Annotated in this window: 16 protein-coding genes; 9 read left to right on the forward strand and 7 right to left on the reverse strand. The window is 67.8% G+C overall.

Annotated features, from left to right (window positions below; genetic code table 11):
- Positions 1 to 27: 27 nt before the first annotated feature.
- The 3 genes from E0H45_RS01675 to E0H45_RS01685 are packed head-to-tail and all read right to left on the reverse strand — an operon-like array spanning position 28 to position 2,421.
- A complete protein-coding gene (locus E0H45_RS01675; RefSeq protein ID WP_131334492.1) occupies positions 28 to 897 on the reverse strand; it encodes a RecB family exonuclease in 870 nt (289 codons plus the stop codon).
- A 13-nt stretch (positions 898 to 910) separates the two neighbouring features.
- Entirely contained in the window at positions 911 to 1,543 is a 633-nt protein-coding gene (locus E0H45_RS01680; protein WP_131334493.1) for a MarC family protein, read from the reverse strand.
- Complete coding sequence (locus tag E0H45_RS01685; RefSeq protein WP_131334494.1) at positions 1,540 to 2,421, reverse strand: PHP domain-containing protein; 882 nt, start codon at positions 2,419 to 2,421, stop codon at positions 1,540 to 1,542. Before E0H45_RS01685 ends, E0H45_RS01680 begins: the two co-directional genes overlap by 4 nt.
- Positions 2,422 to 2,522: 101 nt before the next feature.
- Between E0H45_RS01685 and E0H45_RS01690 the strand changes: the two genes are divergently transcribed.
- A complete protein-coding gene (locus tag E0H45_RS01690; protein ID WP_131334495.1) occupies positions 2,523 to 2,921 on the forward strand; it encodes an NUDIX hydrolase in 399 nt (132 codons plus the stop codon).
- 13 nt (positions 2,922 to 2,934) lie between these two features.
- Here the strand turns inward: E0H45_RS01690 and E0H45_RS01695 are convergent, their stop codons facing one another.
- Complete coding sequence (locus E0H45_RS01695) at positions 2,935 to 3,465, reverse strand: helix-turn-helix domain-containing protein (RefSeq protein WP_165546331.1); 531 nt, start codon at positions 3,463 to 3,465, stop codon at positions 2,935 to 2,937.
- Positions 3,378 to 3,641 (reverse strand): hypothetical protein, encoded by a 264-nt coding sequence (locus tag E0H45_RS42305; RefSeq protein ID WP_165546332.1) that lies wholly within the window; start codon positions 3,639 to 3,641, stop codon positions 3,378 to 3,380. Before E0H45_RS42305 ends, E0H45_RS01695 begins: the two co-directional genes overlap by 88 nt.
- An 86-nt stretch (positions 3,642 to 3,727) precedes the next feature.
- Between E0H45_RS42305 and E0H45_RS01700 the strand changes: the two genes are divergently transcribed.
- Positions 3,728 to 4,555: an NAD(P)H-binding protein gene (locus E0H45_RS01700; RefSeq protein WP_131334497.1), complete on the forward strand. Its 828-nt coding sequence runs from the start codon at positions 3,728 to 3,730 to the stop codon at positions 4,553 to 4,555.
- A 65-nt stretch (positions 4,556 to 4,620) separates the two neighbouring features.
- Entirely contained in the window at positions 4,621 to 5,400 is a 780-nt protein-coding gene (locus E0H45_RS01705) for a GNAT family N-acetyltransferase (RefSeq protein WP_238154748.1), read from the forward strand.
- Here E0H45_RS01705 and E0H45_RS01710 read toward each other — a convergent pair.
- Positions 5,382 to 5,927: a DUF4267 domain-containing protein gene (locus E0H45_RS01710; RefSeq protein ID WP_131334498.1), complete on the reverse strand. Its 546-nt coding sequence runs from the start codon at positions 5,925 to 5,927 to the stop codon at positions 5,382 to 5,384. The two genes, E0H45_RS01705 and E0H45_RS01710, sit on opposite strands and share 19 nt — an antisense overlap.
- 135 nt (positions 5,928 to 6,062) lie before the next feature.
- On the opposite strand from E0H45_RS01710, the gene E0H45_RS01715 reads away from it, so the two are divergent.
- The gene (locus E0H45_RS01715) at positions 6,063 to 6,635 is read left to right on the forward strand and encodes a TetR/AcrR family transcriptional regulator (RefSeq protein ID WP_131334499.1); all 573 of its coding nucleotides are present in this window, start codon (positions 6,063 to 6,065) and stop codon (positions 6,633 to 6,635) included.
- Between the two features lie 821 nt (positions 6,636 to 7,456).
- Here the strand turns inward: E0H45_RS01715 and E0H45_RS01720 are convergent.
- Complete coding sequence (locus E0H45_RS01720) at positions 7,457 to 8,032, reverse strand: histidine phosphatase family protein (RefSeq protein WP_131334500.1); 576 nt, start codon at positions 8,030 to 8,032, stop codon at positions 7,457 to 7,459.
- A 115-nt stretch (positions 8,033 to 8,147) separates the two neighbouring features.
- On the opposite strand from E0H45_RS01720, the gene E0H45_RS01725 reads away from it, so the two are divergent.
- From E0H45_RS01725 to E0H45_RS01745, 5 genes are read left to right on the forward strand one after another with little or no spacing between them, the layout of a single operon-like run.
- Positions 8,148 to 9,206, forward strand: a complete 1,059-nt coding sequence (locus tag E0H45_RS01725) for a LacI family DNA-binding transcriptional regulator (protein ID WP_131334501.1) — start codon at positions 8,148 to 8,150, stop codon at positions 9,204 to 9,206.
- 11 nt (positions 9,207 to 9,217) lie between these two features.
- Complete coding sequence (locus E0H45_RS01730; RefSeq protein WP_131334502.1) at positions 9,218 to 10,513, forward strand: sugar ABC transporter substrate-binding protein; 1,296 nt, start codon at positions 9,218 to 9,220, stop codon at positions 10,511 to 10,513.
- Positions 10,514 to 10,518: 5 nt separating this feature from the next.
- Positions 10,519 to 11,460: a carbohydrate ABC transporter permease gene (locus E0H45_RS01735; RefSeq protein WP_131334503.1), complete on the forward strand. Its 942-nt coding sequence runs from the start codon at positions 10,519 to 10,521 to the stop codon at positions 11,458 to 11,460.
- Positions 11,460 to 12,272 (forward strand): carbohydrate ABC transporter permease, encoded by an 813-nt coding sequence (locus E0H45_RS01740; RefSeq protein ID WP_131334504.1) that lies wholly within the window; start codon positions 11,460 to 11,462, stop codon positions 12,270 to 12,272. Before E0H45_RS01735 ends, E0H45_RS01740 begins: the two co-directional genes overlap by 1 nt.
- A 31-nt stretch (positions 12,273 to 12,303) precedes the next feature.
- Positions 12,304 to 13,878 carry a glucoamylase family protein gene (locus tag E0H45_RS01745; protein WP_131334505.1) on the forward strand — a complete coding sequence of 525 codons (1,575 nt, stop codon included), beginning with the start codon at positions 12,304 to 12,306 and terminating at the stop codon, positions 13,876 to 13,878.
- Positions 13,879 to 13,884: the final 6 nt, after the last annotated feature.

Consider the following 13,884-nt stretch of genomic DNA (forward strand, 5'->3'; position numbering starts at 1 on the left):
CCCACGCACACGGCGCTGGCACCGATGTCAGCCGACCTCGTTCAGCGGGACCGGTGACGGCTCGTCGAGGCCGGCCCAGGGGTCGCGGGTGGGGGCTTCGCGGCGGCCCTGGGGGCAGATTTTCGCGAAGTCGCACCAGCCGCACAGCGGGGACGGCTCCGGCGGGAAGGCCTCGTCGGCCTCCGCTGGAGTGAGTCCCTCCGCCCACTTCGCTTCGGCGGCGGCTGCGTCGTCGGCCATCGATTCGGCGCGCTTCTGGTGCCGTCCGAGCGACGCCTCGTCGTGGTCCGCGGCCGCGATGGTGTTGGTCGGTAGGTGATGGAGCTCGACCCGCGTGCACGGCTTGTGCAGGACGCGGCGCGCGCCGAGCACATAAAGGGCCATCGCCAGCGAGGATCGGGCGTCGACAGCGGTCAGCGGGCGGCGACCGGTCTTGTAGTCGACCATCGCCAGCTCGGTCCCACCGCTCCCGTCGCGCGCCGGTCGCTCGTCGATCCGGTCCACGCGTCCGCGCAGCGAGGCCCGCTCCGTGGTGAACGCAACGGTGCGCTCCACTCCGCGAGGTTCGTAGTACGGATCGGAATCGCGCAGGTACCCGAGCACCATCTCGGTCGACCGGTCCCGCCAGTCCAGCGACTGCTGCTCGTCGCGGAACCCCTCGCTACGCCAGCTCGACCGCATCTTCGCGACGACCTCGTCCGGCGTACGGCGGGACGCGGGCCAGCGCCCGAAGAAGTCGGCGAGCACCTCGTGGACGATCGCGCCGACCGTGTTGTGCGCCCACGGCGGGCCCTTGGGCGGCCGCGGCGACTCGAGGTACGTGTACCGGTACTTCCGCTTGCAGTCCGCGAACGTCAGCAACTTCGTCGGCGTCGCGACGAACAACCGCTTCGGCATTCCGGGAAGCACGTCACCCCGCCTTGATGCTGTGCTGATCGATGAAGGCGGTGACGGCGTCGGCCACGAGCTGTACGGCGATGGCGCTCAGCAGCAGACCGGCGATCCGGGTGACGAGCAGTACGCCGTTCTCCCCGAGGATCCGCATGATGATGCCGGAGAACCGCAGCGTCAGCCACATCACCAGGTGGATCGCGATGATGCCGACCGAGATCGCGACCACGTCCGGCAGCGACCCGTTCGCCCGCTGCACGAACACCATCGTGGCGACGATGGCACCCGGCCCGGCGAGCAACGGCGTACCGAGCGGAACGAACGCGATGTTCACGTTCTTGGTCTGCACCGGGTCCTCGGCGGTGTCGGTCAGCAACTGCAGCGCGATCAGCAGGAGCAGCAGACCGCCGGCGCACTGCAGCGCCGGGAGCGTGATGCCGAGGCGGTGCAGGATCTGTTGCCCGAACGCCGCAAACACCACGATCACGCCGAACGCGACCAGCACGGCCTGCCACGCCGCCTTCTTCCGGACCGCACGGGACTGGCCGGCGGTCAGTGAGATGAAGAGCGGCACGGTGCCCGGCGGGTCCATGATCACGAACAGCGTGACGAAGACCGAGCTGAACAGGCCCAGGTTGATGACGCTGTTCACGGCAGGTAGGCCTCGGGAACAGCGGAGTCGGAGGCGGCGGCGTTGGTCTTGGCAACGTCCAGCAGGCGCTCGAACTGCTCGGGCTCGGTCGAGTTCACGCCCAGGTCGTGGTCGATCTTGCCGGCGCCGTGGTGATCGCTGGAGCCGGTGTAGATGATGCCGAGGTTCGTTGCGATGGCGCGGAGCGCTTCCCGCGACTCCGGCGAGTGGTCCTGGTGGTCGACCTCGATACCGGCCAGGCCGTGGTCCGCGACCAGACCGGCCAGGGCCTCCTCGGTCATCACCTTGTAGCTCGACCGGCCCCACGGGTGCGCGATCACCGGCACGCCGCCGGCCTGGCGGACCAGGTCGATCGCATGACCCGGCTCGAGCGCGTAGTGCGGGACGTGGCCGGCGCGGCCGTCGGCGAGGAACCGGTCGAACGCCTCAGTGCGGTTGGCAACCGTCCCGTTCGCGACCAGCGCGTCCGCAACGTGCGGCCGGCCGACGGACGGCGTACCCGTCGCCTGAGCCAGGACCTCGTCGACGGTGAGCGGTACGCCGATGCTGTTCAGCCGGGCCACGATCGTCGGAATCCGGTCGGTGCGGCCCTCGCGAACCACCTGCAGGTCCTTCGCGAGCGGGGCATACGTCGGGTCGGGGAGGTAGCCGAGCAGGTGGACGCTGATCCCGGTGAGCTTGCAGGAGATCTCCAGCCCCGGGACGAACCCGATTCCGAGCTCCTCGGCGGCCCGCCGGCCGTCCACCCAGCCGTCGGCGGTGTCATGGTCAGTGAGCGCGATCACATCGAGCCCGGCCTGCTGCGCGTGCCTCATCAGGACGTCCACCGTGTCGGTGCCGTCCGAACGGTTCGAGTGGGTGTGCAGGTCGATGCGCACGAGCTGGCCGTGTCCTTTCTGATGGACTGTCAGGGCTGATGCTATCCGCGTTCACCGACGAGACCTGGAACTTGTGCACAGACGCCCTATCCTCGGGGTGCATGGAGCGCGTCGACTGCGTAGGTGCCCTGGTGTACGACGAGCAGCACCGACTGCTCGTCGTACGGAGAGCGCACGACCCCGGCCGGGGACTCTGGTCGATCCCGGGCGGCCGGGTCGAGTCCGGTGAGGACGATCCGACCGCGGTCGCGCGGGAGGTCGCAGAGGAGACCGGGCTGACCGTGGAGGTCGGCGATCTGGTGGGCGAGGTCGAACGGCCCGGTCCGCGCGGCCAGCTGTACGTGATCCGCGACTACGCGGCGACGGCCGTGGGCGGCACGCTCACCGCGGGTGATGACGCCTCGGACGCCCGCTTCGTCACCCGCTCGGAGATCGCGGCGCTCCCGACCGCGACACTGCTCGTTTCCACGTTGGAGCAGTGGAACGCCCTGCCGGGCTAAACGTGCTGCCCGGTTAGCAGGTGCTCAAGGGCACGCGGCCGGTCGCGTAGGCCGCGGGGGTGACGCGCATCAGGGAGCGAAAGTCGGCGATCAGGTGGGACTGGTCGGTGTAGCCGGCGTACGCCGCGGCGTCGGACCAGGAGCGGCGAGTCTGCGCGATCACCGTGCGTACGCGCGTGATTCGGGCGAAGTGCTTGGGCGACACGCCGACTGCCTCGCGGAACACGCGCCGCAGATACCGCTCGCTGACTCCGAGGCGCTGTGCGGTTTCTCCTACCGTGCGTGGTGCTGCCAGCTCGGCGACCGCTTCGCCGACCAGCTCCAAGCGGTCCGGGAGGCGGCGCGGCAACTGCCCGAGCAGGAAGTCGCCGAGAACGTCGACGGCCTGCTCGGGTTCATCTCTGTGGCTGACCAGGCGCTCGGCGAGAACGTTTGCCGACGGCCCGGTCAGGTCGCTCAACGGGACGGTGCGGTCGACCAGTTCGTCGGCGGCCGCGCCGAGCAACGGCAGCACGCGGCCGGCCGGATCCGGAGGCGCACGCACACCGGGAGATCCTTCGTGGTGTGGTACGCCGCCTTGGTGCGCGGTCCTGCTACGAGTACGTCGCTCTCGCCGGCGTTCGTCATCCGCCAGACGACCATGGTCGCGGGATCCGGCGGGAGGACGGTGATCGGCGTCGGTGGCGCCTGCAGCGTGACGTTCTCGATCCACGGGTGCACGACTTCGAGAGTAGTCAGTCGGTCGGTGGGTTCCGTAGTACCGAAACTTCCTATCCTCCCGGCGCCCGGTTGGTCAGGGTGGCGGCATGATTCTGATCACGGGTGCGACCGGCACCATCGGCAGTGAACTCAGCCGGCAACTGATGGCCCGCGGCGTCCCGGTGCGCAGGATGACGCGAAAATCTCGTCCAGGCTTCGTACAGAGCGACTTCGAGGATCCGATTTCGTTGCGGAAGGCAATCGACGGAGCTGACACCGTGTTCCTGCTGAGCGCGCCCGGACCATGGGTGCCGGATCATGACCGGGCTCTGGTCGCGGCCGCGATCGACGCCGAGGTGCACAGGATCGTGAAGCTGTCGGCGATCGGGAGCACCAACGAAGGGCTGCCGGGGAACTGGCATGCGGCCGGTGAGCGTGCGGTGCGGGAGAGCGGTCTGGCGTGGACGATCCTGCGGCCGACCGGGTTCGCGTCGAACGTGCTGCGATGGTTGCCGGCTGTGCGCGCCGGCCAACCGATTCCCAATCAGACCGGGGACGGTCAGCACGCGTTCGTCGACCCTGCGGATGTCGCGGCGGTGGCAGCCGAGGCACTGGTTTCGGGTGCGCACGATGAGCGTATCTACACGTTGACCGGCCCCGAGTTGTTGAGCGTTCCGGACCAGGTGGCGGTGATGTCGGACCTGCTCGGGCTGACGTTGCAAGTGGTCGACGTACCGCTGGAGATCTATGCGGAGCAGTTGCGGACAGCGGGACTGGACGAGGCGGTGGTGTCCGTCGCGCTGCGAGGCGCAGAGCTGATCCGGAGCGGCGGAGAGCGGACGCTGACGAACGACGTGGAACAGGTGGTGGGACGGCCGGCCAGGAGCTTTCGGGACTGGGTTGAGACGCATCGCGCTCTGTTCAGCAAAAGTTAATGAGTGGACGACGCTGAAGCAGTGCGTTGTGATGGAGGCCTAGGTGGACGACTCTGAGGCCGTGCATGGCGAACGAGACTCGGGTGGCGCGGATGGACGACGCTGACGTGGTGCGGGCGATCGAGGAGAACGCGGCCGAGTTGCTGATGGCGATGGGCGCGGCGGGCGGTGGGTCGCAGCGGGTCGACGACCGCGCGGAGTGGACGATCGGTGGTTCGCCGATCGACTATCACAACGCGGTGGTGCGGGCGTCCTCTGTCGAGGTGGCTGCTGAATCCCTGGCGGAGTTGAAGAAACACGGCGTACCAGGGACCTGGCATGTCGGGCCGTCGATGCAGATCGATAGCGCGGCCCTGACCGCGGCAGGGTTCGCCGCGGCCGGGTCGGAGCCGGGGATGGCGGTGCGGATCTCGGAGCTGGTCGCGCCCCGCGCCGTACCCGGGCTCTCGTTGACGCGGGTGCGGGACGACGAGTCATTGGCGGTGTGGGAGGCGACGCTCGGGCAGGGGTTCGGCGAGGGCGAGCGCGAGGCGCGGTGGGTTGCGTCGGTCTATCGGAAGCTCGGGTACGCCGACCCGTGGCAGCACTACCTCGGGTGGCTGGACGGCGCACCGGTCGCGACCGCGACGGTGTACCTCGGGGCGGGCGTCGCCGGGCTGTACTTCGTGATGACGGTGCCGGAAGCCCGCCGGCGCGGGATCGGGGCAGCAATCACGTACGGCGCACTGCGTGCAGCAGACACGGAGTACGCCGTACTGGAATCCTCCTCGGCCGGCCGCCCCGTATACGAATCCCTGGGCTTCCGCGAGTACTGCACAGTCGACCTCTACGAGTGGGCCGGCTGAACAGCCTCACCAGGCTCGCCGGTCTGACTGGTGCCGCCAGTCTCGCCGGTCTGGGCGGTCTGAGCGGTCTGAGCGGTCTGAGCGGTCTGAGCGGTCTGGGCGGTCTGGGCGGTCTGGGCGGTCTGGGCGTTGTCGGCGGTGGGGCGTTCGCGGAGGAGGAGGACCGCGTCGAAGAGGACGACGAGTGCGGTGAGCCCGTGAACCCCGAGTGCCGTCGCCGCGGGGCCGTCGTGCGTGAAGACGGTGATCATGTCGACGATCGGGACGAGCGTGGTGATCGCCAGCACGACGCCCGTCGCGCGCCGCTGGCGGAGCGCGAACAGGGCCAGGATGCTGAGCCCGAGGGCGATGTCGCGGATGCCCTTCACCGCGAAGTACCCGGCGGCGGTGCCGGTCGGCCACGGGTCGATCCCGAAGTTCGCGGCGGCGCCGTGCCCGTCGAACAGCCCGTTGAACAGGAACTGGGTTCCGAACGTCAGCGGGAAGACACCGAGCAGGACGGTCAGGACGGTGGTAAAGCGGCGCATCGCATTACTCCTCAACATCGCAGGGCTCCTTAACAGCACGGGGTAACAGCATGGGAAGAATCTAGCAGCGCTAGCTTTCCTAGCAATGCTAACCCTGTCATTGCTAGATTGTCTAGCAGTGCTAGGATTCGGGACATGCCGACTCAGTCACGCCGTGAACGGGCCCGCGCCGAGCGTCACGAGCTGATCCTGCGCACCGCCCGCGAGCTCGCCGAGTCCATCGGCTGGGGGGCCGTCACCACCCGCCGCCTGGCCGAGGCCATCGACTACAGCCAGCCAGTCCTCTACGGCCACTTCGAGAACATGAACGCGATCGCCGACGCCGTCGCCATCCAGGGCATCGAGGAACTGATCGACGTACTGCGCCATGCCCGCACGAGCACACCGGACGCCACAGCCGGACTCAACGCACTGGCCAAGGCCTACCTCAAGTACGCGTCCAACCACCCAGCCGTCTACGAGGCGATCTTCGTCCGCCCGACCGACCTGGAATTCGCTAGCACTGATAGCCCGTTGCTACTGAAGACCGCGTTCGCCGAGTTCCAGGCTGCCATCGAACCCTTCGCCGCCGGCGAGGACCTCGAAACCCTCACCGAGGTCCTCTGGAGCGCCCTCCACGGCCAAGCCACCCTCAGCCATGCCTCCCGCCTCCGCCCCGAGCTTTCCAGCGCCCGCGCGGACCTGCTCGTCAAGGTCATCACCTCCTGACATCCGCAGGCTCGAGGAGACTCGCCATCAGATGGTCGACGAGATAGGCAACGCCGCAACTCCCCCGACGTGTTTGTCGGTGTCCCTCGGCTCCCGGTGCAGAGCCCCCGCGAGGTGACAGGCCTGCTCTCAGGCAACGCGGCCGGCTGTTCGCGCGGCCTGCAGACTGTTGTGCGGCCAGCGGGTTGTTTGTGAGCTAGTGGGTTGTTGTGCGGCTAGTGGGTTGTTGCGCGGCCCGCAGATTGTTGCGCGGCTGGCGGGTTGTGGTGCGGCTGGCGGGTCGTAGCGGGTCAGCGGTGAATCAACCCGCTAGCGGCGGCCTCGCACGCACGCCGCCCCGGCCGCCGCGCAGAAACCACCACCCACAGCACTGCGCTTCCGGCATCACGTCGAGTCGTGGCGTTTGGTTGGTGGCCTAAATCGCGAGTCGTGGATCACGGTTGTGTTTGGCCGCCCGAATCCACGACTCGACGGTCACCCGAACCTGCGGCGTGTCGGGCGAGGGGGCTGCCGCGGTCGGGCGCGGTCGGGTCGCGGGTGGTGGGGTGGGACAGGTTGTGGTGTGTTGGGAGGTGGTATTTCGGGTCTCGTGGCACGACTTCCTGTCTCCAGGCACCAGATTCCCGCAGAACCACCGGGAGGCCCTTCACCGGTACCTGCGGCGCGTTTTGGACGAGGGGCTGCCGTGGGCGGGCGCGGGTGGTGGGGTGGGACAGGTTGTGGTGTGTTGGGACCTGGTATTTCAGGTCTTGCGGCACGACTTCCTGTTTCCTGGCACCGGATTTCCCGCGGAACCACCACGTATGCGTCGTCGGAGCGAGCTAGCTGTTCCAGCGGAGGATGGCTGGGGAGCCTCGTTCCCAGCCGAGGGTGGAGAGGGTGGCGGTGTTGAGGACGAAGTGGCGGCCTTCGGTGACGTCGAGTTCCAGCCAGCGGGCGGTGAGGCCGCGGAGGGCGTGGGAGTGGCCGAAGACCAGGACGTCTCCGGGTACGGCGGCCAGGCGGGCGTTGACGCGGTCGAGGCGGGCGGCGACGTCGGCGGGTGTTTCGCCGTGGGGTACCGGGTCGTCCCAGACTGTCCAGCCGGGGACGGTCTCGCGGATCTCGGCGGTGGTGATGCCCTCGTAGTCGCCGTAGTTCCACTCGACCAGGTCGTCGTCGACCTCCGCGTCGGGGAAGCCCGCGAGTTCCGCCGTACGCCGGGCGCGCTGCCGCGGTGATGTCAGCACCAGGTCGAAGGACTCCCCCGCCAGCCGCTCCCGCAGACTCGCGGCGACGCGCTCGCCGTCGGATGTCAGCGGGAGATCGGTGACGGACGTGTGCCGGCCCGACCTGCTCCACTCGGTTTCCCCGTGCCGGACCAGGAAGACCCGGTCCTTTCGCTCCTCTGTGGTCACGCCTGCATCCTCGCAGACCGCAGATCCGTCGGCGCCGAACCCTTGACCGTTCGAACGATCCAAGGCAGGGTATCGAAAGTGTAAGCGCTTCCACTTTTCCCCAGGAGCGAACCCAGTGCCTTCCGGACCCACCGGCCGGCCGGCGACGATCTACGACGTCGCGGCCCGTGCGAAGCTGTCGATCGCGACGGTTTCGCGTGTCCTGCAAGGGACCGGGCCGGTGTCGGCGAAGGCGCGGGCGCGGGTGGACCAGGCGGCGCAGGAGCTGAACTACGTACCGCTGCGAGCCGCGCGGAGTCTCGCCGTACAGCGGCACGAGGCGCACGGGCTGGTGCTGCCGGACCTCGCCGGTCCGTTCTACGGCGACCTGCTGATGGGGTACGAGCGCTGGGCCGGTGAACACGGTCAGAGCGTCGTCATCACCGTCACCCACGGCAACCCGGATCCGCGGCGCACCGTGATGGACCTGGCCGGGCGGGTCGACGGGATCGTTGTCCACGGCAACGCTCTCGACCTGCCGACGGTGCAGGGGCTGCGGAAGGCCGGCGTACCGGTGGTGCTGATCGCGCATCCGCCCGTCACCGGGTGCGACTCGGTCCGGAGCGAGAGCGCCGCGAGTGCCGAACAACTCACGACCAGACTGCTCGACCACGGCCGCGAGAGTCTTCTCTTCGTCGGTGACCCGGCCAGCTCGTACGACGTTTCCGAGCGGTACGCCGGGTTCGCGAAGGCGCATGAGCTCCGCGGGCTGCAGGTGCCGAAGCCGATCCGCGTCCCGTTGACGGAGGAAGCGGGACGGACGGTCGCCGAGAAGATGCTCCAGGCAACCACCGGTCCGCGGACGAGGCGACCGGACGGGCTGGTGTGTGCGAACGACGAGCTTGCGCTTGCCGCGCTCACGACGTTGGCCACCAACGGGATCGGCGTACCTGGGGAGATTGTCGTGACCGGGTGGGACGACGTGATGGCGGCTCGGTATGTGTCGCCGGGGTTGACGACTGTGCGGCAGCCGATGGCCGAGTTGGGTCGGGTGGCCGCGGAACGGCTGCACGAGCGGGTGACCGGGGCTCGGACCCGGGCGCGAAACGACGTACTGGCAACAGAACTGGTGCTGCGGGACAGCTGCGGCACGAGCCCGGGGGATGCACAGCAGGAACTCCGCAGTAATACGTGAGGAGACAACACATGTTCACCCACAGCATCCGCCGCCGGCTGGTGATCGGCAGCGCTGCATTGACCGCGACAGCGCTCGCGTTGGCCGGGTGTGGACGGTCAGCGGACACGCCGAGCGGCGGGTCGCAACCGACCACCACCGTCAGCGAGGGACCGGCGACCGGCAACCTGACCGTCTGGGCGATGGGCACCGAGGGCGAGAACCTGCCCAAGCTGATGGAGCAGTTCAAGCAGGCCAACCCGGGCGTCAACGTGACGGTCACCCCGATCCCGTGGGATGCCGCGCACAACAAGTTCACCACCGCGATCACCGCGAACACGCTGCCCGACGCGGCCATGGTCGGCACCACGTGGATGGGCGAGTTCGCCGACCTCGGCGCGCTCGACCCGACGCCGGAGGGCTTCGACAACTCCGGCTTCTACGAGGGCGCGCTGGACACGACGAAGGTCGGTGGAACGCAGTACGGAGTTCCCTGGTACGTCGAGACGCGGCTGGTGTTCTACCGGAAGGATCTCGCCGCGAAGGCCGGCTTCAGCACTCCCCCGACGGACTGGGACGGGCTGAAGGCGATGGCCAAGGCGATGAAGGAGAAGGCCGGCGCGAAGTACGGGATCAACCTGCAGCCGGGCGGCGACGGCTCCTGGCAGACGGTGATGCCGTTCGCGTGGTCCGCCGGCGCGAACATCACCGGGGACGACCAGAAGGAGTTCACCTTCGACACCCCGGAGATGCAGGAGGGGCTGAAGTACTACCAGAGCTTCTTCACCGAGAAGCTGGCCGGCACCGACCTGCCGCCGAACCAGACCGAGGCGCAGTTCGTGAACGGTCAGGTGCCGATGTTCATCTCCGGTCCGTGGATGGCAGGCTCGGTGGCGAAGGCCGGCGGTGACGCGATCAAGCCGAACATCGGCGTGTTCCAGATCCCGAAGAACAAGTCGGCGACGTCGTTCGTCGGCGGCTCGGACTTCGTGGTGTTCAAGGCGTCGAAGAACAAGGACAGCGCCTGGAAGCTGGTCAAGTTCCTGTCCGATGCCAAGACGCAGGCGTCGTGGTTCAAGCTGTCGTCCGATCTGCCGGCGGTGAAGAGCGCGTGGCAGGACCCGAGCATCGCGTCCGACCCACTGCTGCCGGTGTTCGGCAAGCAACTCGAGGACGCCAAGGCGCCGCCGGCGATCGTGAACTGGGAACAGGTCGCGAAGGCGTTCGACACCGAGGTCGAGAAGATGGCCAAGTCCGGCCAGTCCCCCGCCGACACCGCCAAAGCCATTCAAACCAAGGCATCCGCCATCGGCACGGGCGGTAGCTGAGCACGATGACAGCAGTCACCGATAGGCAAGCCCAGGCGGTACGGCGTAAGTCGCCGCCTGGGCACCCGCGGCGCCGGATCACCCGTGAGGCTGCGGCGGCGTGGGTTCTCGTATTGCCGTTCGTCGTACTGTTCCTGGCGTTTACCGCGGGGCCGGTGCTTGGGTCGTTCGGGATGTCGTTCACCGATATCAAGCAGCGGGATCTGCGGACGCCGTTGTCGGTGAACGGGGTCGGTTTCGACAACTACGCGAAGGCGCTGTCGGACGAGACCTTCCGCAAGGCGGCATTCAACACGGCGTACTTCGTGATTGTCGGCGTCCCGTTGACGCTGGTCGTGGCGCTGGGCGCGGCGGTGCTGCTGGATCGTGGTATCAAGCGGTTCCAGGCGCTGTTCAAGGTCGCCTATTACCTGCCCGTGGTGACGTCGATCGTCGCGATCGCGGTGATCTGGCGGTTCGTCCTGTCGCCCGACAACGGTCTGCTGAACACCGCGCTCGGCTGGGTCGGCATCGACGGCCCGAACTGGCTGGCGTCGAAGACCTGGGCGATGCCGTCGCTGATCGCGATGGCGGTCTGGCGGAACTTCGGCTCCGCGATGATCATCTTCCTGGCCGGGCTGCAGGGCATCCCGCAGTCCGTGGAGGAGGCCGGCCAGATCGACGGTGCGGGCCCCTGGCAACGATTCCGGTACCTGATCCTGCCGTTGCTGCGGCTGACGATCCTGTTCAACTGCGTGACCATGGGCATCGGGTACCTGCAGTTCTTCGAGGAGCCGTTCGTGATGACCAAGGGCGGTCCCCTGGACACCACGCTGTCGGTGTCGATGTACACCTACAACCAGTTCGGCTTCGGCAACTACGGGCTCGCGACGTCGATGGCGTACATCCTGTTCGTCGTCATCGCGGTCGTCACGTTCATCCAGTTCCGGCTGCTGAAGGAGAAGTGATGCGCCGTACCTGGTGGATCTACCTGATCGGAGTGCTCGGCCTGGTCGCCGTCGCGGCGCCGTTCCTGTGGATGGTGCTCGGCAGCTTCAAGACCCAGGGCGAGCTGCTCCGGGTCCCGCCGACGTGGTGGCCGGACCAACCGACGTCGCAGAACTACGACGAGCTGTTCAGCAAGGCGAACTTCCCGCGCTACTTCCTCAACTCGACCCTGGTCGCGCTGGCCGTCACGGCCGGCAACCTGGTCTTCTGCTCGATGATCGGCTACGCGCTGGCGAAGCTCCGGTTCAAGGGCCGCAACGCGTTGTTCGTGCTGGTGATGGCCACGCTGATGGTTCCGGGCATGGTCACGTTCGTCCCGCTGTTCGTCCTCGTCACCAACGCCGGGCTCGCGAACTCGTACCCCGGCCTGATCCTGCCGTTCCTGGTCTCGCCGTTCGGCGTGTTCCTGATGCGGCAGTTCTTCCTGGGGCTGCCCGACGACCTGATCGACGCCGGCCGCGTCGACGGCACCGGCGAGCTGGGCATCTTCGCCCGGATCATGCTGCCGCTGACCCGGCCCGCGCTGGCCACGCTCGGCATCCTCACCTTCCTCGGATCCTGGAACAACTTCCTCTGGCCGCTGGTGATCGCCCAGACCGAGGACAAGTACACGCTTCCCGTCGCCCTGGCGCTGTACTCGACCGGACAGAACGCGCAGAACTACGGCCTGTTGATGGCCGGCGCGGTCGTGGTCGTCGTACCGGTGCTGGTGATGTTCCTGGCCTTCCAGCGCCACGTCACCCGGGGCATAGCCATCACCGGACTCAAGTAGCACAGGTCCGGACTCAAAGAGGAGACCTCAGATGACCGCCATCATCAGTCGCCGCACAGTATTAGCCGCCGGCACCGCCGCAACCTTGATCGGAACCGCATCTCCCGCCTTCGGAGGGACGCCTTCACCGGCAGAGGCCTTGAAGGGCGGCTGGAAACCGAGTCGCGAGGACAAAGCCACCGTCGGCCGGTGGGCTCGTGACACCTGGCGCAGCATCGTCGCGATGACGGACGAGCAGACCGGGCTGCCCGCCGACAACATCGGCGAATCGGTGACGAACCCGGTGCGCAGCAACTACACCTCCCCCACCAACATCGGCGGCTACCTGTGGAGCACGGTCGTCGCCAAGCACCTCGGCATCATCTCGCCGCAGGAGTCGCTGCGCCGCATCACGCAAACGCTGACGACGATGAAGAACGTCGTACATCATGAGCCGAGCGGTATGTTCTTCAACTGGTACGACGAGGCCACCGGCGAGGTCCGGCACGTCGACCCGGACGGGACCAAGCCGATCACGCCGTTCGTCTCGAGCGTCGACAACGGCTGGTTCGCCTGCGCGTTGATGGTCGTCCGCAACGCCGAGCCGAGAGCACGGGCGCTCGCGGATTCCCTGCTGAACAGGATGAACTTCGCGTTCTACTACAACCCTGCGGCCCGGCCCGGTGGCCTGATGCGCGGCGGCTTCTTCGAGACGCCACCGCCGGACGAGGAAACCGACAAGGGCAACCACGCCGGCGTCGGCCCGGACGTGTACTACCGCAAGTTCCACTACGACACCTGCAACACCGAGGCCCGGATCGCCGGGTACGTCGGGTTCGCGCTGAACCAGGTCCCGCACACGCAGTACTTCGCGACGTACCGCACCTTCCCGGACAGCTGCGACTGGTCATGGGTGGAGCAGAAGCCGAAGGGCGTGCACCGGACGTACCTCGGTCTCGACGTTTTCGAGGGCACGTATTCGTACCGCGGCATGCGGATCGTCCCGTCGTGGGGCGGCGACATGTTCGAGTCGCTGATGCCCGACCTGTTCGTCCCCGAGTCGACCTGGGCGCCGCGCAGCTGGGGTATCAACCACCCGCTCACGGTCCGCGCGCACATCGAGCACGGCCTGGACGACGCGAAGTACGGCTACTGGGGTTTCTCGCCGGCCTCGAACCCCAAGGGCGGGTACTCCGTCTATGGCGTCGAACCGCTCGGCATGGACCCGGGCGGCTACCCGTCCGACCTCGAGGGCACCAACTACGACGGGGGCTTCGAAGGTTGCCGCGAAGGCACCAACCCGAACCCGACGTACGGCGACGGGGTCGTCACCCCGCATGCGGCGTTCCTGGCGATGTCGTACGCGCCGCGGCAGGCGATCGACAACCTGAGCAAGATCGAGAAGACCCTGCACGCGTACGGCGGTGGCGGGTTCTACGACTCGGTCGCGGTGAAGTCCGGGCTGATCGCCCGCCGGTACCTGTCACTCGACCAGGCGATGGTGATGGGTGCCATTGGCAACGTGTTCGGCGGGAACCTGATCCGGCGCAGCTTCGCGAGCCGGACGGTGGAGAGCAGGATCCGGCCGCTGATCGCGATGGAGCAGTTCGAGTCCGGCCTCGAGTAACGGGAG

Origin of the sequence: Kribbella soli, assembly GCF_004331345.1 — a bacterium.
Lineage (GTDB): Bacteria > Actinomycetota > Actinomycetes > Propionibacteriales > Kribbellaceae > Kribbella > Kribbella soli.

Coding starts and splice junctions, on each gene's coding strand:
- E0H45_RS01705 (WP_238154748.1), top strand. CDS start 4,621: ATGGCGAACGAGACTCGGGTGGCGCGGATGGACGACGCTGACGTGGTG.
- E0H45_RS01745 (WP_131334505.1), top strand. CDS start 12,304: ATGACCGCCATCATCAGTCGCCGCACAGTATTAGCCGCCGGCACCGCC.
- E0H45_RS01690 (WP_131334495.1), top strand. CDS start 2,523: ATGGAGCGCGTCGACTGCGTAGGTGCCCTGGTGTACGACGAGCAGCAC.
- E0H45_RS01735 (WP_131334503.1), top strand. CDS start 10,519: ATGACAGCAGTCACCGATAGGCAAGCCCAGGCGGTACGGCGTAAGTCG.
- E0H45_RS01710 (WP_131334498.1), bottom strand. CDS start 5,927: ATGCGCCGCTTTACCACCGTCCTGACCGTCCTGCTCGGTGTCTTCCCG.
- E0H45_RS01700 (WP_131334497.1), top strand. CDS start 3,728: ATGATTCTGATCACGGGTGCGACCGGCACCATCGGCAGTGAACTCAGC.
- E0H45_RS01715 (WP_131334499.1), top strand. CDS start 6,063: ATGCCGACTCAGTCACGCCGTGAACGGGCCCGCGCCGAGCGTCACGAG.
- E0H45_RS01730 (WP_131334502.1), top strand. CDS start 9,218: ATGTTCACCCACAGCATCCGCCGCCGGCTGGTGATCGGCAGCGCTGCA.
- E0H45_RS01675 (WP_131334492.1), bottom strand. CDS start 897: ATGCCGAAGCGGTTGTTCGTCGCGACGCCGACGAAGTTGCTGACGTTC.
- E0H45_RS01740 (WP_131334504.1), top strand. CDS start 11,460: ATGCGCCGTACCTGGTGGATCTACCTGATCGGAGTGCTCGGCCTGGTC.